The sequence below is a fragment of the Xenorhabdus sp. TS4 genome, from assembly GCF_014467265.1.
Lineage (GTDB): Bacteria > Pseudomonadota > Gammaproteobacteria > Enterobacterales > Enterobacteriaceae > Xenorhabdus > Xenorhabdus ehlersii.
Genome location: NZ_NKHQ01000014.1, coordinates 146,180 through 167,870, shown reverse-complemented (window position 1 = coordinate 167,870; position 21,691 = coordinate 146,180). Strand labels below are relative to the sequence as shown.

The 21,691-nt window shown below is 43.7% G+C and carries 22 protein-coding genes; 10 read left to right on the top strand and 12 right to left on the bottom strand.

The window, feature by feature from the left end; genetic code table 11:
* Window positions 1-72 precede the first annotated feature (72 nt).
* Entirely contained in the window at window positions 73-510 is a 438-nt protein-coding gene (locus Xets_RS09420) for a tail fiber assembly protein (protein ID WP_187651494.1), read from the bottom strand.
* A 1-nt stretch (window position 511) separates the two neighbouring features.
* The gene (locus Xets_RS09415; protein ID WP_187651493.1) at window positions 512-841 is read right to left on the bottom strand and encodes a hypothetical protein; all 330 of its coding nucleotides are present in this window, start codon (window positions 839-841) and stop codon (window positions 512-514) included.
* A 370-nt stretch (window positions 842-1,211) separates the two neighbouring features.
* Between Xets_RS09415 and tgt the strand changes: the two genes are divergently transcribed.
* From tgt to pgpA, 10 genes are all read left to right on the top strand, one after another.
* A complete protein-coding gene (tgt, locus tag Xets_RS09410; protein WP_187651492.1) occupies window positions 1,212-2,336 on the top strand; it encodes a tRNA guanosine(34) transglycosylase Tgt in 1,125 nt (374 codons plus the stop codon).
* A 139-nt stretch (window positions 2,337-2,475) separates the two neighbouring features.
* A complete protein-coding gene (yajC, locus tag Xets_RS09405; RefSeq protein WP_074021392.1) occupies window positions 2,476-2,814 on the top strand; it encodes a preprotein translocase subunit YajC in 339 nt (112 codons plus the stop codon).
* A gap of 28 nt (window positions 2,815-2,842) precedes the next feature.
* Complete coding sequence (gene secD / locus Xets_RS09400) at window positions 2,843-4,690, top strand: protein translocase subunit SecD (protein ID WP_099132460.1); 1,848 nt, start codon at window positions 2,843-2,845, stop codon at window positions 4,688-4,690.
* A 10-nt stretch (window positions 4,691-4,700) separates the two neighbouring features.
* Entirely contained in the window at window positions 4,701-5,669 is a 969-nt protein-coding gene (gene secF / locus Xets_RS09395) for a protein translocase subunit SecF (protein ID WP_074021389.1), read from the top strand.
* Between the two features lie 122 nt (window positions 5,670-5,791).
* Entirely contained in the window at window positions 5,792-6,241 is a 450-nt protein-coding gene (nrdR, locus tag Xets_RS09390) for a transcriptional regulator NrdR (RefSeq protein WP_074021387.1), read from the top strand.
* 5 nt (window positions 6,242-6,246) lie between these two features.
* Entirely contained in the window at window positions 6,247-7,368 is a 1,122-nt protein-coding gene (gene ribD, locus Xets_RS09385; protein ID WP_187651491.1) for a bifunctional diaminohydroxyphosphoribosylaminopyrimidine deaminase/5-amino-6-(5-phosphoribosylamino)uracil reductase RibD, read from the top strand.
* Window positions 7,369-7,466: 98 nt separating this feature from the next.
* Window positions 7,467-7,937: a 6,7-dimethyl-8-ribityllumazine synthase gene (gene ribE, locus Xets_RS09380; protein ID WP_187651490.1), complete on the top strand. Its 471-nt coding sequence runs from the start codon at window positions 7,467-7,469 to the stop codon at window positions 7,935-7,937.
* Window positions 7,938-7,967: 30 nt separating this feature from the next.
* Window positions 7,968-8,384 carry a transcription antitermination factor NusB gene (nusB, locus tag Xets_RS09375; protein WP_099132462.1) on the top strand — a complete coding sequence of 139 codons (417 nt, stop codon included), beginning with the start codon at window positions 7,968-7,970 and terminating at the stop codon, window positions 8,382-8,384.
* A 97-nt stretch (window positions 8,385-8,481) separates the two neighbouring features.
* Window positions 8,482-9,528: a thiamine-phosphate kinase gene (thiL, locus tag Xets_RS09370; RefSeq protein ID WP_099132463.1), complete on the top strand. Its 1,047-nt coding sequence runs from the start codon at window positions 8,482-8,484 to the stop codon at window positions 9,526-9,528.
* Window positions 9,521-10,012 carry a phosphatidylglycerophosphatase A gene (gene pgpA, locus Xets_RS09365; protein ID WP_099132464.1) on the top strand — a complete coding sequence of 164 codons (492 nt, stop codon included), beginning with the start codon at window positions 9,521-9,523 and terminating at the stop codon, window positions 10,010-10,012. The genes thiL and pgpA overlap by 8 nt, the downstream gene beginning before the upstream one ends.
* A gap of 46 nt (window positions 10,013-10,058) precedes the next feature.
* On the opposite strand, the gene pcp is transcribed toward pgpA, so the two are convergent.
* The 10 genes from pcp to dxs all read right to left on the bottom strand — a co-directional run bounded on the left by pcp (window position 10,059) and on the right by dxs (window position 21,661).
* Window positions 10,059-10,706, bottom strand: a complete 648-nt coding sequence (gene pcp / locus Xets_RS09360; protein ID WP_187651498.1) for a pyroglutamyl-peptidase I — start codon at window positions 10,704-10,706, stop codon at window positions 10,059-10,061.
* Between the two features lie 35 nt (window positions 10,707-10,741).
* Window positions 10,742-11,758 carry a DUF979 domain-containing protein gene (locus Xets_RS09355; protein WP_187651489.1) on the bottom strand — a complete coding sequence of 339 codons (1,017 nt, stop codon included), beginning with the start codon at window positions 11,756-11,758 and terminating at the stop codon, window positions 10,742-10,744.
* Entirely contained in the window at window positions 11,758-12,486 is a 729-nt protein-coding gene (locus Xets_RS09350) for a DUF969 domain-containing protein (protein ID WP_099132466.1), read from the bottom strand. The genes Xets_RS09355 and Xets_RS09350 overlap by 1 nt, the downstream gene beginning before the upstream one ends.
* A 301-nt stretch (window positions 12,487-12,787) precedes the next feature.
* Window positions 12,788-13,468, bottom strand: coding sequence for a PAS and helix-turn-helix domain-containing protein (locus tag Xets_RS09345; RefSeq protein ID WP_099132467.1), 681 nt, complete (start codon window positions 13,466-13,468; stop codon window positions 12,788-12,790).
* Between the two features lie 1,021 nt (window positions 13,469-14,489).
* Entirely contained in the window at window positions 14,490-15,668 is a 1,179-nt protein-coding gene (locus Xets_RS09340; protein ID WP_099132468.1) for a MalY/PatB family protein, read from the bottom strand.
* A 1-nt stretch (window position 15,669) separates the two neighbouring features.
* Window positions 15,670-17,109 (bottom strand): Na+/H+ antiporter NhaC, encoded by a 1,440-nt coding sequence (gene nhaC / locus Xets_RS09335; RefSeq protein WP_187651488.1) that lies wholly within the window; start codon window positions 17,107-17,109, stop codon window positions 15,670-15,672.
* Window positions 17,110-17,149: 40 nt separating this feature from the next.
* A complete protein-coding gene (locus Xets_RS09330; RefSeq protein WP_187651487.1) occupies window positions 17,150-18,151 on the bottom strand; it encodes a LacI family DNA-binding transcriptional regulator in 1,002 nt (333 codons plus the stop codon).
* A gap of 129 nt (window positions 18,152-18,280) precedes the next feature.
* Complete coding sequence (locus Xets_RS09325) at window positions 18,281-18,955, bottom strand: helix-turn-helix transcriptional regulator (RefSeq protein WP_099132471.1); 675 nt, start codon at window positions 18,953-18,955, stop codon at window positions 18,281-18,283.
* 532 nt (window positions 18,956-19,487) lie between these two features.
* Window positions 19,488-19,778 carry a 2OG-Fe dioxygenase family protein gene (locus Xets_RS09320; protein ID WP_244208660.1) on the bottom strand — a complete coding sequence of 97 codons (291 nt, stop codon included), beginning with the start codon at window positions 19,776-19,778 and terminating at the stop codon, window positions 19,488-19,490.
* A 17-nt stretch (window positions 19,779-19,795) separates the two neighbouring features.
* Window positions 19,796-21,661 (bottom strand): 1-deoxy-D-xylulose-5-phosphate synthase, encoded by a 1,866-nt coding sequence (gene dxs / locus Xets_RS09315; RefSeq protein ID WP_099132472.1) that lies wholly within the window; start codon window positions 21,659-21,661, stop codon window positions 19,796-19,798.
* Between the last annotated feature and the right edge of the window lie 30 nt (window positions 21,662-21,691).

Here is a 21,691-nt window from a genome sequence, read left to right as displayed (position 1 = left end):
CTATTTGGAATCAGCAACAACGGAAATTGACTGAGTCGGAATAAATATAGGGGCAAACTATGCCCCTGATTGTTATTCTGGCGCTTTAGGCCAGTCAATATTTGGTGCAGTCGAACAGTCTACGCGGTTTAATAACACGGTGTATTTTTTCCACGCGATCAGTGCCGCCCGTTCGTTATCTGTTTCCATTCTCAGGTCTACAGCATATTGCAAAGGAGCAATGGCATTTGCAGCCTGTGACATTAGATAGCGTTTCTGGGATTCCGCCCGCTGCTGCAATTCCGCTGGTGTCGGAGGGGGTGGCGGGGGGATATCAACCCAGCATGGCATTCCATAGCTATCAGCTCCGCGCAACTTCCCTGATTTGGATTGGCTAAACTCCAAAAATACTGCATCAGCTACAGGAATGACATCATCAGGCAATGTTCCCGCCGCTCTATAGTCCGCTATCCATGAAACGGGATAGAAACCCAGTGTTGAGGGACTAAATAAATAACTATTAAGACTCATATTAATATCCTATTGCGATATACGATAATGTCGGTGCACGCGGCGGTATATATTTTGTGTGGATCAATAACCCTGCACTGTATCGATCGGTTAATACTGTCTGCGCAATTGCAACCCATTGATTATCTGCTCCCCCATCAACGAGCGAACAGGTCACTGCAACACATTGGTTTGTAAACGGAATTGCGAACTGAATGGTTCCTGATACCTGTGACCATCCATCAGATGGGCTACTGGGATACTGTCCAAGTGCCTGTCCCCATTGAATAATCACGCCGCTGGGCAGTTTTTGATATCCTGATTTGGTTTGCCTGGACTCAAAAAACGACATATCAGGGATCTGATTGCGCCCGTTTCCTACGGTTCTATAGACCGTCTCCGCCAAACCGAGGTTTTATGAAATTACGCAATAGGTTGATTCGTGCAGTAAAAACGGGTATCTGGCTGTTGAATGTGCTGAAATTAAACAAATTATTAGTTCAATAAATGAGCAAAATGAGGATTTGGAGGGGGGGGTGGGGCGGTAGTGATGTGTCAACTGTGACAAAATTGTGTCACAAGGAAGTGAGAATGACACAAAAATTCACAAAGATTGACATACTGTATATCACAAGGCTGGCGTGTACAGTGGCATCATTAGTGTTTAGAATGCATCATTTTATGTCAAGCATCAGACTGTCTTTCTGATGTCTGGAGGTTAAGTGAAATTTGAGTTACAAAAGACGGATGGGAATGCCCGTCGTGGTCGTTTGATTTTTGATCGCGGCGTTGTGGAAACCCCGGCGTTTATGCCTGTGGGAACTTACGGCACGGTAAAAGGTATGACACCGGAAGAGGTGAAAGAAACGGGAGCGCAAATCCTGTTGGGAAATACTTTCCACCTTTGGTTGCGTCCGGGACAGGAAATCATGAAGTTGCATGGTGACCTACATGATTTTATGCAGTGGCAAGGCCCTATTCTGACCGACTCTGGCGGTTTTCAGGTTTTCAGCCTTGGCGCCATGCGTAAAATCAAGGAAGAAGGGGTTCACTTCCGTAACCCAATTAATGGAACACCTGTGTTTCTCAGCCCGGAAAAATCCATGGAAATCCAATATGACTTGGGTTCCGATATTGTCATGATTTTTGATGAATGTACGCCATATCCTGCTGATTGGGATTATGCGAAGCGTTCCATGGAAATGTCATTGCGCTGGGCTGCCCGCAGTCGTCAACGTTTTGATGAATTAGACAATAAAAATGCCTTGTTTGGCATTATTCAGGGCAGTGTTTACGAAGATTTGCGTGACATCTCCATAAAAGGGCTGGTGGAAATCGGCTTTGATGGCTACTCTGTAGGGGGACTGGCTGTCGGTGAACCGAAAGAAGATATGCACCGTATTCTGGAACATGTTTGCCCTCAGATCCCACTGGATAAGCCTCGCTATTTGATGGGTGTTGGCAAGCCGGAAGATCTGGTTGAAGGTGTTCGTCGTGGTATCGATATGTTTGACTGTGTGATGCCAACACGTAACGCCCGCAATGGTCATCTGTTTGTGACCGAAGGAGTTATCAAAATCCGCAACGCCAAACATAAAGAAGATACTTCTCCGTTGGATGAACATTGTGACTGCTATACTTGCCGCAATTATAGTCGGGCATACCTCCATCACCTTGATCGTTGTAACGAAATTCTTGGTGCAAGGCTGAATACGATACATAATTTAAGGTATTATCAGCGTTTGATGGCTGGAATTCGTCAGGCCATTGAAGAAGGCAAACTGGAACAGTTTGTTGAAACGTTTTATCAGCAGATCGGTAAACCCGTTCCGCCGTTAAATATATAATTTATCGTGACTAATCAGTCTCAATATGTGTAGCATATTGGGCTGGTTTTTGATCGAGCCACTGTCGATTTTCAATAGCTATGTTTTCAATAGCCATGTTTTCGGCAGTCACATTTTCGATAACAATGAGGGAAATTTGATGAGTTTTTTTATTTCTGAAGCTGCGGCAGCTACTGGTGCATCAGCGCAAGCTCAGGGAAGCCCATATTCTCTGATTATCATGCTGGTTGTTTTCGGTTTGATTTTCTATTTCATGATCCTGCGTCCACAACAAAAACGCACCAAAGAACATAAAAAACTGATGGATTCTATCTCCAAAGGGGATGAAGTACTGACTTCTGGTGGTTTGGTGGGTCGTGTCTCTAAAGTGTCTGATACTGGTTATGTTGTTATTGCCTTGAATGACACCACAGAAATAACTGTCAAACGTGACTTCGTTGCTGCCATTTTGCCGAAAGGTACAATGAAGGCTATTTAATTTTCCGATTTTCCCGAAGGGAACTGCCGTGTTGAACCGTTATCCTTTGTGGAAGTATCTGATGCTGATCGCTGTGATCCTCATCGGTTTGCTTTATGCACTTCCCAACCTTTATGGTGAGGATCCGGCTGTACAAATCACTGGCGTGCGAGGCATCGCCGCCAGTGAAAAAACGCTGGACCAAGTCCGTAATGTTTTAGAAAAAGATCAAATCAAGAGCAAGTCCATTGCATTGGAAAATGGCGCAATTCTTGCTCGTTTCAGTAGCACTGATGTGCAGCTCCGTGCGCGTGAAGCGTTGGTCTCTGCACTGGGTGAACAGTATGTTGTGGCATTGAACCTCGCGCCTGCAACGCCGGTCTGGTTAAGAGCAGTCGCTGCTGAACCGATGAAACTGGGTCTTGACCTGCGTGGTGGTGTCCATTTCTTGATGGAAGTGGATATGGAAACCGCGCTGAGCAAATTGCAGGAACAGAACATTGATGGCCTGCGTTCTGAACTGCGTGATCAAGGCATCCCCTATTCTACTATCCGCAAAACAGATAATTATGGCGTCGAAGTTCGTTTCCGTGATGACGATGCACGTTCTAAAGCGGAAAGTTATCTTGAACCTCGTCACCGTGATTTAGTGTTCTCTAATGAAGCCAACAGTACGCTGAAAGTGGTGATGAGTGATGAACGTCTGCGTGAAGCCCGTTCTTATGCGGTACAGCAGAACATCACTATCTTGCGTAACCGTGTCAACCAATTAGGAGTTGCGGAACCTCTGGTTCAACGCCAGGGGGCAGACCGCATCGTGGTTGAACTGCCTGGTATTCAGGATACTGCCCGCGCGAAAGAAATCCTTGGGGCAACTGCAACGCTGGAATTCCGTTTGGTCAATACCAATGTTGATCAAAATGTCGTGCAATATGGCCGCATTCCGGCTGATTCAGAAGTGAAAGATACCCGTGATGGCAACCCGGTTGTGCTGTACAAGCGCGTTATTCTGACAGGCGACCATATCACCGATTCTACCTCCAGTGCTGATGAGAACGGTTATCCACAGGTGAATATTTCTCTGGATAGCGCTGGTGGCACAGCAATGTCTAATTTCACCAAAGATAATCTGCACAAGCCAATGGCAACGCTGTTTGTGGAATATAAGGACAGCGGTAAGAAAGACGCCAATGGTCGTGCGATTTTGGTTAAGCAAGAAGAAGTTATCAACATTGCCACTATTCAGTCACGCCTGGGTAATAGTTTCCGCATTACGGGCATTAGCAATCCGGCAGAAGCTCGTCAGTTATCCCTGTTACTGCGGGCTGGGGCGTTGATTGCGCCAATCCAGATTGTGGAAGAGCGTACCATTGGGCCAACTCTGGGCTTGCAGAATATTGAGCAGGGACTTGAAGCGTGTTTGTGGGGCCTGATTGCTTCTGTCGTATTTATGGTGATTTACTACCGCAAGTTTGGTCTGATTGCGAGTTCTGCGTTGCTGGCTAACTTGGTACTGATCGTCGGTATTATGTCCCTGTTGCCAGGGGCGACGCTGACCATGCCAGGGATTGCGGGTATCGTCTTGACGCTTGCCGTCGCCGTGGATGCGAACGTACTGATCAACGAACGTATCAAAGAAGAATTGCGCAATGGCCGTACGGTACAGCAGGCAATTCATGAAGGCTATAAAGGGGCATTCTCCAGTATCATCGACGCAAACCTGACTACGCTGATTACTGCTGTTATTTTATATGCAGTGGGTACTGGCTCTATCAAGGGCTTCGCGATCACTACCAGTATTGGTGTGGCGACTTCAATGTTCACTGCTATAGTGGGAACACGTGCAATCGTGAACTTGCTGTACGGTGGCAAGCGTATCAATAAGTTGTCAATTTAAGGAGCACGTTGTGGCACAGGATTATACTGTTGAACAATTAAACTATGGGCGTAAAGTTATCGACTTTATGCGCTGGGACAACGTTGCCTTTGGGATTTCGTTTCTGTTGTTGATCGCTTCCATCATTATGATAGGAGCACGGGGGTTTAACTGGGGGCTTGATTTTACCGGTGGTACGGTAATTGAGGTGAAGCTGAGTAAACCTGCGGATCTGGACAAGATGCGTGAAAGCCTGAGCCAGCATGGTTTTGCTGATCCACTTTTGCAAAATTTTGGCAGCAGCCGTGATGTGATGGTTCGCATGCCACCTGTGGAAGGTAATGCAGGGCAAGAGCTTGGCAATAAGATTATCTCGGTAATTAACCAGGATATTGATAAAGATGCCAAGGTTAAACGTGTGGAATTCGTGGGTCCAAGTGTAGGAAACGAATTGGCACAGACCGGAGCGATGGCGTTATTGGTTGCACTGATCTGTATCCTGATTTATGTCGGTTTCCGCTTTGAGTGGCGTTTGGCATTGGGAGCAGTTATTGCACTTGCGCATGACGTGATTATTACACTGGGTATCCTGTCGTTGTTCCACATCGAAATTGACCTGACTATTGTTGCGTCGTTGATGTCCGTTATCGGCTACTCATTGAACGATAGCATCGTTGTGTCAGATCGTATCCGTGAGAACTTCCGTAAGATACGTCGGGGTACGTCGTATGAAATCACCAACATTTCCCTGACCCAGACCTTGAGCCGTACCATCATGACTTCCGCAACCACATTGTTGGTTGTATTGATGCTGTACATTTTTGGTGGTGAAATGCTGAAGGGCTTCTCACTGGTCATGTTAATCGGTGTTTCTATCGGTACAGTCTCTTCTATCTATGTTGCTTCTGCACTGGCGTTGAAATTGGGTATGAAGCGTGAACATTTGATCCAGCAGAAAGTTGAGAAAGAAGGGGCAGATCAGCCCTCCATTCTTCCTTAATTATTTTGCCTGATCGAGCACTGATATCGCTTAAACACCCTGTGAGTACTTACTGACAGGGTGTTTTTCGTCATCACTTCAAGGTACACTGTTATCCCTTCGGTTAACTGTCAGGAAACGATATGCATTGCCCATTTTGCGCAGCCGTTGATACTAAAGTTATTGATTCCCGTCTGGTAGGGGATGGCTCACAAGTGCGCCGTCGCCGTCAGTGCCTAGAATGTCATGAACGCTTCACTACGTTTGAAGTTGCAGAGCTGGTGATGCCGAGAGTCATTAAAAGTGATGATATTCGAGAGCCTTTCGACGAAGAAAAATTGCGTCGTGGAATGCAGAAAGCACTGGAAAAGCGCCCTGTCAGCTCTGATGATGTAGAAACAGCAATTAACCATATTAAGTCACAGGTACGGGCAACAGGAGAGCGTGAAATTCCATCCAAAATGATCGGGAATTTTGTCATGGATGCGCTGAAAAAACTTGATAAAGTGGCTTATATTCGTTTTGCATCTGTTTATCGCAGCTTTGAAGATGTTCGCGAATTCGGTGAAGAGATTGCCAGATTACAAGACTAAACGCTATGACACTTGATGAAATATATATGTCCAGAGCGCTGGAGCTAGCGTATCAGGGGCGTTTTACAACATCCCCAAATCCGAATGTAGGTTGCGTCATCGTTAAGGATGGGCAGATAATCGGGGAAGGTTTTCATGCACGGGCAGGGGAACCTCACGCAGAAGTTTATGCCTTGCGTATGGCCGGTGAAAAAGCGAAAGGCGCTACAGCTTACGTTACCCTTGAACCGTGCAGCCATCACGGTAAAACTCCCCCTTGTGCTGATGCTTTGATTACCGCCGGCTTAAGCCGGGTTGTGGTAGCGATGCAAGATCCCAATCCTCAAGTGGCCGGGCGTGGCTTGTATAAATTGCAGCAGGCCGGAATTGCAGTTGAACATGGTTTGATGATGGAACAGGCGGAATCCTTGAATAAGGGTTTTCTTAAACGTATGCGTACAGGGTTCCCTTACCTGCAATTGAAACTGGGTGCATCATTGGACGGTCGAACTGCATTGGCATCGGGGGAAAGCAAGTGGATTACCTCACCTGAAGCCCGCCAAGATGTGCAGAAACTACGGGCGCAGTGCAGTGCCATTTTGAGTTCCAGCGCAACGGTACTGGCGGATGATCCTTCTCTGACGGTTCGCTGGAATGAACTGGATGCTGAAACACAAGCTATTTATCCGCAAGAATTGCTTCGCCAACCAATCCGTATCATTACAGATAGCCAAAATCGTGTCACTCCCCAGCATCAAGTTGTCCAGCAACCAGGAGCGTGTTGGTTAATACGCACTAAGCAAGATCAGCAAGAATGGATAGATCAAAAATGGCCTGATAATGCCGAACAGATTTTATTGCCAGCGTATGGTGACGGTGTTGATTTAGTGTTGCTGATGATGCAACTTGGTAAGCGCCAGATAAATTCTGTTTGGGCGGAATGCGGTCCTGCTTTATCTGGGGCTTTGTTGTCGTTAGGCTTGGTAGATGAATTGATCCTTTATATCGCGCCTAAGGTATTGGGAAATAGTGCCCGTGGATTGTTCGATATTCCTGAGTTGCAAAAATTATCGGATGCTCCTGAATTTTCTCTGCTTGATGTTCAGCAGATTGGCCCTGATGTGCGTCTTCGCTTACGGCCGCTCTAAATATGTTGATTTTAGTTTGGACATAAACCAAGACGCAGGGAAAAATAATGTGATAAGATCCGCGCCCCTGCGGATATGAATAAAGTATAAGGAAGGCTATGAACGTAATCAAAGGTGTTGTTGCAGCTCCTGAAGCCCGCATTGCCATTGCAGTTGCCCGCTTTAACAACTTCATTAATGACAGCCTGCTGGAAGGGACCGTTGATGCGTTGGAACGCATCGGCCAGGTTTCTTCGGATAATATCACCGTAGTATGGGTGCCGGGTGCTTATGAACTGCCATTGACGGTTAAGGCGCTGGCAGAGTCCCGAAAATATGATGCGGTTATCGCTTTAGGTACTGTTATCCGTGGCGGAACAGCTCACTTTGAATATGTTGCCGGCGAATGTAGCTCAGGCTTGTCCAGCGTGGCAATGTCCAGCAACATTCCTGTTACATTGGGTGTTCTGACAACAGAAAATATTGAACAGGCGATTGAACGCGCTGGAACTAAAGCGGGCAATAAAGGTGCGGAAGCTGCCTTGACTGCATTGGAAATGATCAATGTAATTAAAGCCATTAAAGGCTAAATTTTTTAGTTTTAAATTAAGGGGAATTTTGTGAAACCTGCTGCTCGTCGTCGTGCTCGTGAGTGTGCTGTTCAGGCAATTTATTCATGGCAATTATCCAAAAACAGCATTGCTGATGTTGAATTGCAGTTTCTGTCAGAGCAGGACGTATCCGGTGTTGATGTCACCTATTTTCGTGAATTGCTGTCCGGGGTAGCAGTCAATGCTACAAAATTGGATGCTTTGATGGCGCCTTATCTTTCCCGTCAGCTCGAAGAGTTAGGTCAGGTAGAAAAAGCCATTTTGCGCATTGCGATGTTTGAACTAAGCTTTCGTGATGATGTTCCCTACAAAGTGGCTATTAATGAAGGCATCGAACTGGCAAAAATATTTGGTGCTGAAGATAGTCATAAATTCGTGAATGGGGTGTTGGATAAAGCTGGCCCGGCAGCACGTAAGAAAAAGTGATTGCTTGCCAGGAGTTCCCCATGATAACTCAATGATTTTGCACATGAGGCCGGAAATCCGGCCTCATGCTCATTGGTCACTTTTTTGGAATTCTATTATGGCATGTGGTGAATTTGACCTCATTGCACGTTACTTCAATCGCCCTCTCATCCGCCGACGTGATGTCAACCTAGGGATTGGTGATGATTGTGCACTGATGACCGTTGCTGATAAGCAAGAATTAGCGGTAACAACAGATACGTTGGTTGCTGGTGTCCATTTCCTTCCCGATATCTCACCGGAAGATTTGGCTTATAAGGCACTGGCTGTCAATATCAGTGATTTGGCTGCCGTTGGGGCAGATCCCGCTTGGGTATCGTTGGCGTTAACGTTACCTGACGTCAATGAGGATTGGTTAAAACGGTTTAGTGATAGCCTGTTTGAACAACTGAACTATTACGGTATGCAGTTGATTGGTGGGGATACGACAAAGGGCCCCATGAGTTTGACGCTAACCGTACATGGATTAGTGCCGGCTGGCAGGGCGTTGCGTCGTACTGGTGCAAGAAACGGTGATTGGATTTATGTCACCGGAACATTAGGTGACAGCGCCGCAGGATTTGCCTTGTTGCAAAAGAACCTGATTGTGGAAGATCCTGCGATCCACAATTGGCTGGTTAAGCGTCATCTTCGTCCACAACCACGTGTTTTACAAGGGCAGGCACTGCGTGATCTTGCTTCTTCTGCGATTGATTTGTCCGATGGATTGATTTCTGATCTCAACCATATTCTGCAAGCTAGCCAATGCGGTGCGCGTATTAATTTGGATGCGCTGCCTTATTCGGAAGCGATGCAGCAATATGTTCCCGCAGAACAGGCATTGAAATGGGCGCTGAGTGGTGGAGAAGATTATGAGTTGTGCTTCACTGTACCTGAGCTAAACCGTGGCGCGTTAAATATGGCATTGGCCCATTCGGGGGCAAGTTTCTGCTGTATTGGGCAAATCAGGCCAGAATCAGAAGGCATCCGCTATTTTAACAATAACAAAGAAATTGAGTTGGATCTGAACGGCTTTGACCACTTTAAAACGGATAAAAAACCTGTAGTACCTTGTCCGGCTGCACACCAGGAAGAAAACGATCAAACGGAGGGAACGCATGGATGATGCAAAACGCCACTTAAAAATGAGTAATCCGTGGCATTTATTGGCTACGGGATTCGGTAGTGGCTTATCGCCGATTATACCGGGCACAATGGGCTCTGTGGCGGCGATCCCTTTTTGGTTACTGTTGGTGCAGTTACCGACATGGGGAATTTGGTTGGCTATTGTATTGGGAACAGTCATTGGCTGTGTGATTTGCCAGAAAGCTGCTGATGCCATGAATGTGGACGATCCTGGTTGTGTCGTCTGGGATGAATTCATTGGAATGTGGATCACACTAATGGCAATCCCTGTGCTCAACTGGCAATGGGTTTTGGTTGGGTTTGTGGTATTCCGCATTTTTGATATGTGGAAACCGTGGCCGATTCGCTGGTTTGACCGCTATGTGAAAGGTGGTGTCGGCATTATGCTCGATGACATTATCGCAGCGATTTTTGCGGTTGTAGTCATCTGGCTACTGAATTTCTACCAACTGTTACCCTTCTAAGTTAAATAGCCACTGGTATTCAGTGGCTATTTTTCCAGTTTATTTTTCAGTTTGTTGCCCCACCTGAGATAGTAATGTCCTTTTCATTCCTCAATGCTGACTCAATGGCGATTTTCAAGGCTGTTGTCATCATCTCTACAGACATACTTGGTGCACCAGAATGCCTTGTGGCCTGCTCAGGTAAATAAGGGACATGGATAAAGCCGCCACGTATAGCAGGAGTACGTTGGTTCAGATAATGCAGCAAACCGTACATAACATGGTTGCAAACGAAGGTTCCTGCAGTTTGGGATACGGTTGCAGGAATTCCTGCATTATTTAACTCATTGGTGATTGCCTTGATAGGTAGGGTAGAAAAATAAGCCGTAGGACCACCGATAATGACAGGAGTGTCAATGGGTTGTTGGCCGGTATTATCTGGAATACGGGCATCGTTAACATTGATTGCGACACGTTCTACGCTGATATTTGATCTGTTTCCAGCTTCCCCAACGGAAATCACTACTTCTGGTTTAATGAGTTCAATTGCCGCATAGAGTTGTTCCAGAGAAGTATCGAAAATGCAAGGCAGTTGGCAAACTTCAATATTTGCACCTGCTATTTGACATCCCTGCAATGGCCTAACGGCTTCCCATGATGAATTGATGGTTTCACTAGCGAAAGGCTCAAAAGCAGTGACGAGAATGGTTTTTATGGAAGTAGTTTGCATTACTGTTCCTTGTTGTTATTTTATAAGAAGAGTAGAAAATAGAGCAGAAATACATTGGTAAATAGTAAGACACATCCTGTGGGGATTTGTGCCTTGATAACGGCATTGCGGTCAGGCAATTCTAACAGGGCTGCAGGGACGAGATTAAAATTTGCCGCCATGGGTGTCATCAACGTACCGCAATAGCCGGAGAACATACCAATGGCAGCCATAACGGCAGGATTGCCACCGTGCTGTAAGATCAAAATGGGAATACCAATACCGGCAGTAACGATGGGAAAAGCCGCGAAAGCATTACCCATAACCATAGTCAGCAGAGCCATCCCAAAAACGTACGCTACCACGGCGATAAAGCGATTATCGACCGCGATATAATTTTCGGTTAGGTAGGTAATCACCGTACCTATGCCGGCGGCAGTAAACAGCAATCCGAGCGTAGCCAGAAGTTGTGGCAGAATGAATACGCAGCCAATGGCGTCGAGCAGGCGGCGAGTCTCCTGTATTGGCTGTATTATGGCATCACGACTTATGCGTAATGCCATAATTAATCCTATCAGGCAGCCGAGAGTAATTGAAAAGAGCGTTACGAGGGTTGAATGATTTCCCTCACCAAAGACTGCTTGTTGTAAGCCTGGAATGTGGTTAAACATCAACACACCAATAATTGTGACAACGGGGATCAGCAGGACGGGAAAAAATAGTTTATTGCCAAGACGATTAGCGTCTTCCAGCCGTTGTTCTGGGGTACTTTGATGATAATTTCCCAGTTGAACTCCACCAAATCCTGCCAATAGTGCCATAAAAACGACCAGCACCCCGATACTAATATAGGCAATTCTTTGGGCATAAGCTTCATCACTGATCCAGATAGTTACTATATAATGACTCCATTTCCCCATCAGGAAGATTAAACCATAAAGCGCCCAGAATAGACCGGTAGTTAAACGGCGAGGATTAGTTTTATCACACCATGACATGATAGCGACAGCCATCAAGAGTATGCCTGCCAGTACGTAGAGATACTGTAACTGAAACATTATTTCTCCTCCTTGCTATGTAGCCTGGTGTGATTCAACGCATTCAGTTCGTTGGCAATTCGATAGTCAAGGCGATATAACCGAGTGGAATGGATTAGAAAAGCACAAATGGCAGTAGGTAGCCCCCAAAGGGCAATATGTAGTGGTTCGGTGTGAATACCCGCTGATTCCAGCATGAAATTGTGCATAAAGATAATTGCCCCGAAGGCGACAAAAATATCCTCCCCAAAGAACAGACCGGTATTATCCGTTGCTGCGGACATAGCGCGAATACGGTGGCGAACTGAATCCGGCAATTCTCCATATTGATTTTCAGACGCCCCTTCTGCCATAGGAGCCAAGAGGGGACGAACCATTTGCGGATGCCCGCCTAAACTGGTTAAACCTAATGCGGCAGAGACTTCTCGTATAAACAGATAGACAATCAATAAACGCCCGGTTGTCGCCATTTTGATATGAGCAATGGATTTCTGGGCTCGTTCTTTTAGCCCATGCCTTTCCAATAGGCCAATGATAACTAAAGGAAACAGGATGGTTAGTGTTAAATTTAGGGTATTAACAAACCCAGAACCTAACTTCTCCAAAATATCAGCTATCGGCATGTGAGCAGCCAATCCCGTGACAAGGCCAGCAATGGTGACGACCAGAACCGGATTAAATCGGATAACAAAACCGATGATGATGACAGCGATCCCGATTAGGGGCCAAAAGTTGATAGTTTGCTGCATATTTTATTTCCCTATGATAGATGTATTGTTTCTTTATTGTGGGTTTAGATCGTGTTTATTGTTAATGCATTGTGTTTATATTGTTGAGCAATAAATAGACTTCGACTAACAAATAAGCAAATAAAATTCGCAATGGATTGTAAAAATGGAATGAAGATCACTTCTTGGATGGAAAAGCGTTTATTGGATGAGAGGAGGGGTTGCTAATCGGCTTGGAAACCAAAGGGGATAAAACCGATATCCGTGATACCGTACGGGCATTAAATATCGGTATTAATGTGGAGACTACAACATTTGAAATTCAAACAAAAAGCCGGCTTTCAGGACGCAAAAATCTTTCTGGCACATAGAGATCGAAATTATTAAAGCGACAATATTCTTCCAATTGTTGAGCAGAGCTAACACCCGCTTTTTTATATATTTGAGCTGTATAATTTTCGACAGTACGATAAGAAATATTTAATATTCTACCAATTTGCTTACTGGTATATTTGTGCAAAGAGAGAAAAATGACGTCCCATTCTCGTTGGGTAAATAAATGAGTTGGTGGTTGAAACATAATAGAAGCAGGGAGCTTTCCATGGTATAGACGAGTTAATGAATAATCTTGGGCTTTCCATAGGTGGTATATAATTCCTATACATTCTCCATTTTCATGATAAAACGGTGATTTTTCACAAAAGTAAGAGGATAATGTTTTTGTTTCTCCCCAAATATGTGTTTCAAGTGAAATATATGATTTTTCATCTTGCATGACCTTTTGATCATGATGAATATATGCCTTGGCAAACTCAGCCCCATCCCAAGGAAGTTCGTCATCGTAAAGCCCTTCAAAATCAAATGAATCAGAAAATCCTTTAATCGAACTTAACGCTTTGTTACCGTAAATAAAGCATGAGTTTTTATCTTTTATTCCCCAGGGATCATCACTTATTGCTAGTGTGTTAATTATTTGAGGTGAAATGATGGGTTTATTATTCATATTATTATTCCTTTGTTAAATTTGGAGCATGAAAAATTAGTCTATTTCTCTGCTGCTTATTTCTCTACTACTAACTGTGACAAACGTTTCAGGGATATAGCGATCAAAATTTTTGTTCTTTGCAGAAGTCTTGCAGATCTATATGGTTTAAAACATTAAACTTTTGGTAAATTGATTTTATATGATTAACAGTATCTTCTGTGTTTATCATTAATTCCTTACTGATATTTTTTCATCCAGTGAGCGTAAGGTCAGAAAAAGAATTTCCCACTCAATGGCGGCCAATTGGTGATCTTTTGCTCCCCAAGGAGCAACATTTTTTCCCTACATGTGAATTAATTTCAGTATGATATTATTTTATTTTTTCATATTTTATATATTAACTATTAACCCATTATTTTTATTGTTTTTTATTATAGTTTAAATAAGCTAGTCATATAATATGGCACGATAATTATACAGTCAAAGATTGGTTGTTTATTAATTTTAATATGGTAATTACTAATATGAAAAATAGGGTTTTATCAATTTAAAACTGAATGCATGTTACGTTACAATTGATGAAAATGGATGATGTTATAAAACCATTACTCATCGTTAACATGATATTAACATTTGAATATTGGTTAATTGACGCTAAGTGTTTAATGCTATTTTTTCCTAAGGAAAAAGATGTTCATTAAAGTATTTCATACGCTTACAATATTCCAAAAAATAATTAAAATATCTAAGAATGTTATCGGTTATAAAAATCTATACGAATATCTATTGTTCTATTTTTAGTTTTTTGTACCAGCGCCATCTCCAGGGAATAACCTGTAATAATATAAAAATCAATCTTAAATAGGATATAAACATTAGTGCTTTGAATAACTAAAATAAGGGAAAATAAGGAGTATGTATTTTAGTCAATAGTTAGGATTAATTACCTGAAACTTTCCTGGTGGAAAGTTTCAGGTATGATCATAGGGTTAAAACAGGAGCAGTTTCTAGACTATTTTTTTATTTTTATGCATTAGCTTTATGTTGTTAACTGAGCCAAACCACTAATAGCTTTTTCAAGATATTGACGGGGACAACCTAAATTTATTCGGATAAACCCTTTTCCTTTATCACCAAAACTGTATCCCATTGAAACGGCTATTTTGGCTTTTTGTATTAATAGCTGTTGCAAGGTATTATCATCCAAACCTAAATTGCGACAATCCAGCCAGGCCAGATATGTACCTTCCGCTTTGGTCATTCGACACCAGGGGACAGAAGACGCTAAAGCCTGTTCGAACCAGTCACGATTTTCAGCCAGATAATCTTGTAGCTTATCAAGCCATGTATCTCCATACTGGTAAGCTGCAGTAGCCGCAGTCATAGATAATGAATTAAATACATCTAACCCGTGAGCGTTTAACCTATCATTAAAAGCTTGTCGGAAAGTGCGATCTGGAATAATAAAGTTTGATATACGCAGCGATGCAAGCCCGAACGTTTTACTGGCTGAGGTGGCCGCAATCACGTGACTATGCCATTCATTTCCAAGATGCAATATTGAGGTGAATTTTCCCCAAGGTAAAATTAAATCAGCCCAAATTTCATCAGAAATTACCGTCGTACCGTATCTTTTGCAGAGTATCAATAGCTGGAGCAGCTCGTCACGATCCCAACAGCGGCCAGTGGGATTGTGTGGGTTACATAATAATAGCAAAGGTGGTCTGTGTTGCTCCAATATGTGTTCTAGATGGTCATAGTCAATTTTATAGCCTTCGATGTCTTCAAGTAGTGGGTTTTCAATAACCGCCCTGCCGTTCATCGTAATAACTTTGGCAAATGAAGAATAATAAGGCCCTTGTACAATGACGCCTTCCCCTGGTTTACTCAGCATTTGTATCAGTAAAGCTAATCCAGGTATGACACCTTCTATCGATGTGAACCAGTCCCTGTGTAAAGTCAGCTTATGACGTCTTGAAAACCAGTCTATTGCTGCCTGGTAGTAGAGATCGTCGCGCTCACTATAACCAAAAATACCGTGATCAATGCGGGAAGATAGGGCTTGCAGAACTTCTTTGGGACATTGAAAATCGAAATCAGAAACCCACATTGGTAGCAGATCAGTTTCATTTAAATGCAGATAACGATTTAAAAAATCCCACTTAACAGAACCTGAATTATGGCGATCGATTATCTGGTTGAAATCAGGTGATTCCACGTTAAATTTCCTTTTTCTTTAGGGGGTTTTCCGCTGGGATTCTTGCAATACCGAAACCAGTAAAGCCATAAATGAGAGCCAAAAAGACGGCAGCATAGCACTGGATTGCCCAAGGTAGCAGATCAAGGGTACTGACACCCAATGTTGTAGCCATATAAATGCCCGCAGAAGTCCAAGGGATCAGGGGTTCGACGACTGTACAGCCATCTTCTATAGTTCGTGACAGATTTTTGTTATCCAGTCCCATCCGGCAATAAGCCCCCTTAAACAGTTCTGCCGGAATGAGAAGAGCCAGTTTTCCATCACAGGTTGCGCCAGTTAGCAGAATGGTTGTGGATAGGGTTGCAGCGATGAGTTGGCCAGTTGTGCGAACAGCTTGCAGAAGCCGATTAATAATAATGGCTAAAGCGCCAGTGAGTGTTAACGCGCCGGCAAACGCGAATGCACAGAATACAAGCAGTATAGTACTCATCATTGAGAACATACCACCGCGATTGAGCAGGCGGGGAACATCGCTAACGATCCCGGTGATGCTGTGTCCCTGGTCAGAGAACATGGAGAGATTGAAACCATCAATTAATGCATTAAGGCCTTGTTTAAGGGTGAATCCCTGAAGACCTATGCCGATTGCAATAGCCAATATACAGGCAGCCAGCATGGTTGGTATCACTGGGCGTTTTGTTATGGCTCCCCACAACACCAGTATCGGAGGCAAAATCAGCAATAAATTGAAGTGATACAGGCTTTCAAGAGAGTACAGGATTTCTGTGATTTTTTCGGGAGTTGCCACGTTATCCGTTAAGCTCGTATGACCTGCAATAAAATAAACAATGGCGGCTAAAATGAAGCTTGGAACAGTGGTGTACATTAAGTGTTGAATATGACTGTAAAGATCAGTATCGGCAACGATTGCAGCAAAATTAGTTGAGTCAGATAACGGTGAAATTTTATCACCGAAATACGCCCCTGAAACAACCGCACCCGCTGCCGCAGCTAAAGACACATCAAGGCCAGCGGCTACTCCCATTAGGGCAACACCTACTGTTCCGGCTGATCCCCATGATGTGCCAGTGCAAACTGAAATTAAGCTTGTGATAAAGAAGGCGGCAATGAGTATGTATTGCGGGCTAATCAGTTTTAATCCCCAGTAAACCATATAAGGTATGGTTCCACTGAACATCCAGGTGCCAATTAAACCTCCAACGCAAATTAGTATCATGATCACTGGCATTGCTTTGGCCAGTTTTGCCACAATGGCATCAATAATGTCATTCCAGCGGTAGCCTTGCCAATATGCTAAAGTTGCAGCTATTGCTGCTGAAACAAGCAATAAAGCTTCGATACGTAGGCCTAGTTGACCATAACCAATAATTAGCAACAGGAGCATTGCTGCGATTGGCAGTATGGCGAGTCCCAGATTCAACTTCTTCTTATCATCCATATAAAAATCCCAGTTTTATGTACCTTATTGAAATAAAAAGTTATTTTATTGAAAATACGGAATCTCTTATGACGAGTTCCGCTGAGAACATATTCATTTGTGGAAGTAGCTCTTTTTTAGCGCTGAGTTGTAATGCGAGATTGGCCGCTCGTTGAGCCATTTGTTCGACTGGGTTGTGTACAGTCGTTAAGGGAGGACAGAGATATCGGGCCGTGATGACATCATCAAATCCAACAATTGATAGCTGTTCAGGTAAGTTGATTTTTTGCCGATGCAGGTATCTCATCATACCAGCAGCCATAACATCATTGAATGTAACTGCCGCAGTAAAGTTGATACCGCTGCTTAAGAGTTTTTCTGCCGCTTGTTCTCCACCTTCTTCGTTAAATGGAACGCTAATAATCCAATTGCCAGGGACGGTGATACCTGCATTAGTCATTGCAGCATAGTATCCTTCTAAGCGGAGCCTTCTATCATCGATAGGTAAATCTGCCGTTACACAAGCAATTCTACGATGACCATTTTGGAGAAGATAATCAGTTGCAGTTTGGGAAGCGCTGACATTATCTAACCAGATGCACCGGTTAGCGATGGCCGGAAGATATCGATTGATAATCACTAACCCTGGCGTATGAGCGGCATAACGTAATATATCTGCATCGCTCATTCTGCTGATATGGGCAACTATTGCTTCACATCCTTGGTTGATTAAAAAATTCAAGGCAGATTTTTCGAGTTCAGCTTGGTGTCCGCCACTACAAACCATAAGTTTGGCTTCTTTTTTTCGGGCAATTTTTTCAACTCCGCGAGCTAAAAGGGAGAAAAAAGGATCAGCTAAATTACCAGTCAGTAAGCCCAGCATATTCCCGCATCTTTTCGCCAATACAAGTGCGGCATAATTGCGGTGGTAGTCGAATTCACGCATCGCTTTTTCTACCCGTTCACGGGTGCCTGGTTCGACGTAAGCTGTATTATTAATGACACGGCTAACAGTAGCGACAGACACGCCGGCTCGAAGTGCTACGTCTTTCATAGTGGCCATGCTATTTCCCCCGCAATTATGTAAGATAAATATGAAATGGAATCATATTCCAATTTATTTAAACTCTCATGAAGGCCTAAATTAGCCTCGTGGGTAAGTGACAGAGGATTTAGCATGTAGATACCATCCCTAATATAGCAAAACATGGTCTATAGATTTTAAATAGTTAGGTGGGATATAGAGGTCATAATTATTTTTTTCACAAAGAAATTTCAATTCAATCGCTGAACTAATTGAGAATTTTTCATAGATAACATTAAAATACCTTTCCAAGGTACGATATGAGATTTTCAGCTCGTTAGCAATATCTCTATTACTAACACCACGACAGAACAAAAAAATTATCAACCATTCTTTCTCTGTCAATATATTATTAGGCGGACTAAGGTCAATAGAGATAGAAATGTCATTTTTAATGTAATAATGGACTGAAAAATGATTTATTTCTTTGGCGTGACCAATTATTCCGATGCATTGATTATTTTCATCCATTAATGGGTATTTTTCACAGAAATAGGGTTTTAGTTGTTGATCATTGTGTTGAAAATAAGCTCCGATAGATGATATTCGTTGCATAGATTGTAAAACCTTACGATCATGTTCTTCAAACAGGTGAACAAGATGGTTAAATGGTGTCAGTAACTCTTTCTCAGTATATCCTGTAACATCAAACTGTTCAGGCAAGTTATTTAACGTCATAAACGCTTTATTTGCATATATAAAACCGAGTTTCTTGTCTTTTACAAACCAAGATTCATGACTTTTATCCCACATATTTGTTAACTGAGGAGTGATTTGACTCATATATAACCTTCAATAATGTCATACCCGTTATTTTTCAAGTTACTGCTTTGTGAGCTACACTCACCCCTCAATCATTACCCTAATCACAATTTTCCTAACCGCGTAGTCGTGATCTATGTGCTTTTAGATTTTTTCCCTGTCGCCGCGAGGTAACTCGAACATTCTTCACCGGTTTTGAACTTGATTGTTATGGACAAAGTAACGCATTTATTTCAGATGGAATGTGAGAAGAGCTTGTTATTCATGTAACCGGTTTCATGAAGTGTGAAAATGTGACTTTAGTTGCTTTTTTTATCTTGTTGATCACTGGAAAAAATCAGCACCGTAGGATCACGTTCCCAGTCGGTGCTGGTTATCCGATTTGCAATAATTACACTTTGCTTGTAGTGAAACGCCGTACCCACAACAAGACCAGACTAATACTGTCAGTGGCAAGCCGTGGAATAAGTTGTGGCTACGTAGCTGGTAGCTCGCCAATCGTGCGCCACTGAATGACTATTTTCCTGGCTTGACATTATTATTCGCTCATTTGTTATTCAGGAATATGCCGGAAAGTTACCAACAACAAATCCCGAAATGCCGCATTTGTAGGAGATATTTGTCGAACATTGCTTGCCCGATGATAAAGTTGTTTATCGTCTATTGCGAGTGTTTCAAGAAAATGTCCCATTGCGGTGTGTAATAAGGGCGGAGATTTATTTAAGAAGAGTACCAAAATGACTGAAGTACAGTTCAATTTTTTATTGAATAAAATGATATGTTTGATTTGAGTTATAGGAAATAAAAACAGAAAGTAAAATGGATGAATGTTTAATAAAAACACTCATCCATTATTAGAGATTATTTAGCCAGATATTTCTCGATACTATTTTGAATACCCGCCGCATCCAGCCCTAAATCAGCATGAAGTTCTTGTTGCGTTCCTTGTGGAATAAAGTCATCCGGTAAACCCAGATTCAATACGGGAACTGACAACTTTTCCTGCATCAGCAGTTCGTTAACACCACTGCCTGCACCGCCCATAATGGCATTCTCTTCCAAAGTCACCAGCAGCTCGTGGCTGGCTGCGATTTCCAGCACCAGCTCTTTGTCCAGCGGTTTGACAAAACGCATATCTACAACGGTTGCGTTCAGGGTTTCAGCCGCTTGCAGCGCATAGGATAATAGTGTGCCAAAGTTCAGGATCGCAATGCGCTCTCCCTGACGGCGGATTACACCCTTGCCGATTGGCAATGTTTCCAGTGGCTGGAGTTCAGCACCTGTACCTGTACCACGAGGATAACGAACAGCAGCAGGGCCTGCTTGATAATGATATCCGGTATGTAGCATCTGACGGCATTCGTTTTCATCGCTGGGTGCCATAATCACCATATTCGGGATACAACGCAGGAAGGAAAGATCGAATGCCCCTTGATGGGTCTGACCATCTGCACCGACAATGCCGCCACGGTCGATGGCAAATAAAACAGGCAGGTTTTGGATGGCGACATCGTGGATCACTTGATCATAAGCGCGTTGCAGGAAGGTGGAATAAATGGCAACGATAGGTTTATAGCCGCCAATAGCCAGACCTGCGGCAAAAGTGACGGAATGCTGCTCGGCAATCGCGACATCAAAATATTGTTCAGGATATTCGCGGGAGAAGCGCACCATACCGGAACCTTCGCGCATGGCTGGGGTGATCGCCATCAGTTTTTTATCATGGGCGGCTTCTTCACACAGCCAGTCACCGAAGATTTTGGAAAATGTCGGACGAGTATCTGCGCTTTTGGGCAAAGAACCCGCAGAGGGATCGAATTTGGGGACGGCATGCCAACTGATAGGATCTTTTTCCGCTGGTGCATAACCACGACCTTTTTTAGTCATGATATGCAGGAATTGTGGCCCTTTCAGTTCACGCATATTTTTCAAAGTTTGGGTTAGCGCCAGTACGTCATGGCCATCAACAGGCCCGATATAGTTGAACCCAAGCTCTTCGAACAGCGTTCCAGGAACAACCATGCCTTTCAGATGCTCTTCCGTTTTTTTCAATAACTCTTTGATAGGAGGCAGGTTGGAAAAAACTTTTTTACCACCTTCACGCAGGGTTGTATACAGCTTGCCTGACAGGATCTGTGCCAGATGGTTATTCAATGCTCCCACGTTTTCAGAGATAGACATTTCATTATCATTGAGAATAACCAGCATGTCGGGATCGATATCGCCGGCATGGTTCATAGCTTCAAAAGCCATACCCGCAGTAATGGCTCCATCCCCAATGACGCATACCGTTTTGCGGCCTTTGCCTTCATGTTCGGCAGCAATAGCCATACCTAAGCCAGCGCTGATTGATGTGGATGAGTGGCCGACGCACAAGGTGTCGTACTCACTTTCTTCCCGCCAGGGGAAGGGGTGAAGGCCATTTTTTTGCCGAATGGTATTAATGCGATCACGACGTCCAGTTAAAATTTTGTGCGGGTAGGCCTGATGACCAACGTCCCAGACTAAATTGTCAAAAGGGGTTTTATAAACATAGTGGAGTGCGACGGTTAATTCGATAGCGCCAAGGCCGGAAGCAAAGTGACCACTGGAGCGGCTGACACTGTTCAGCAAAAATTGACGCAGTTCATCGCATAACTTTGGCAAGGTTTCTTTGGGTAGCAGGCGAAGCTCTTCTGGAGTTTCTGCCAATGCCAATGTTGGATATTTCGCTATATCAATGCTCATGCTATGCCTGTGTAAAATGCTATATCCGTT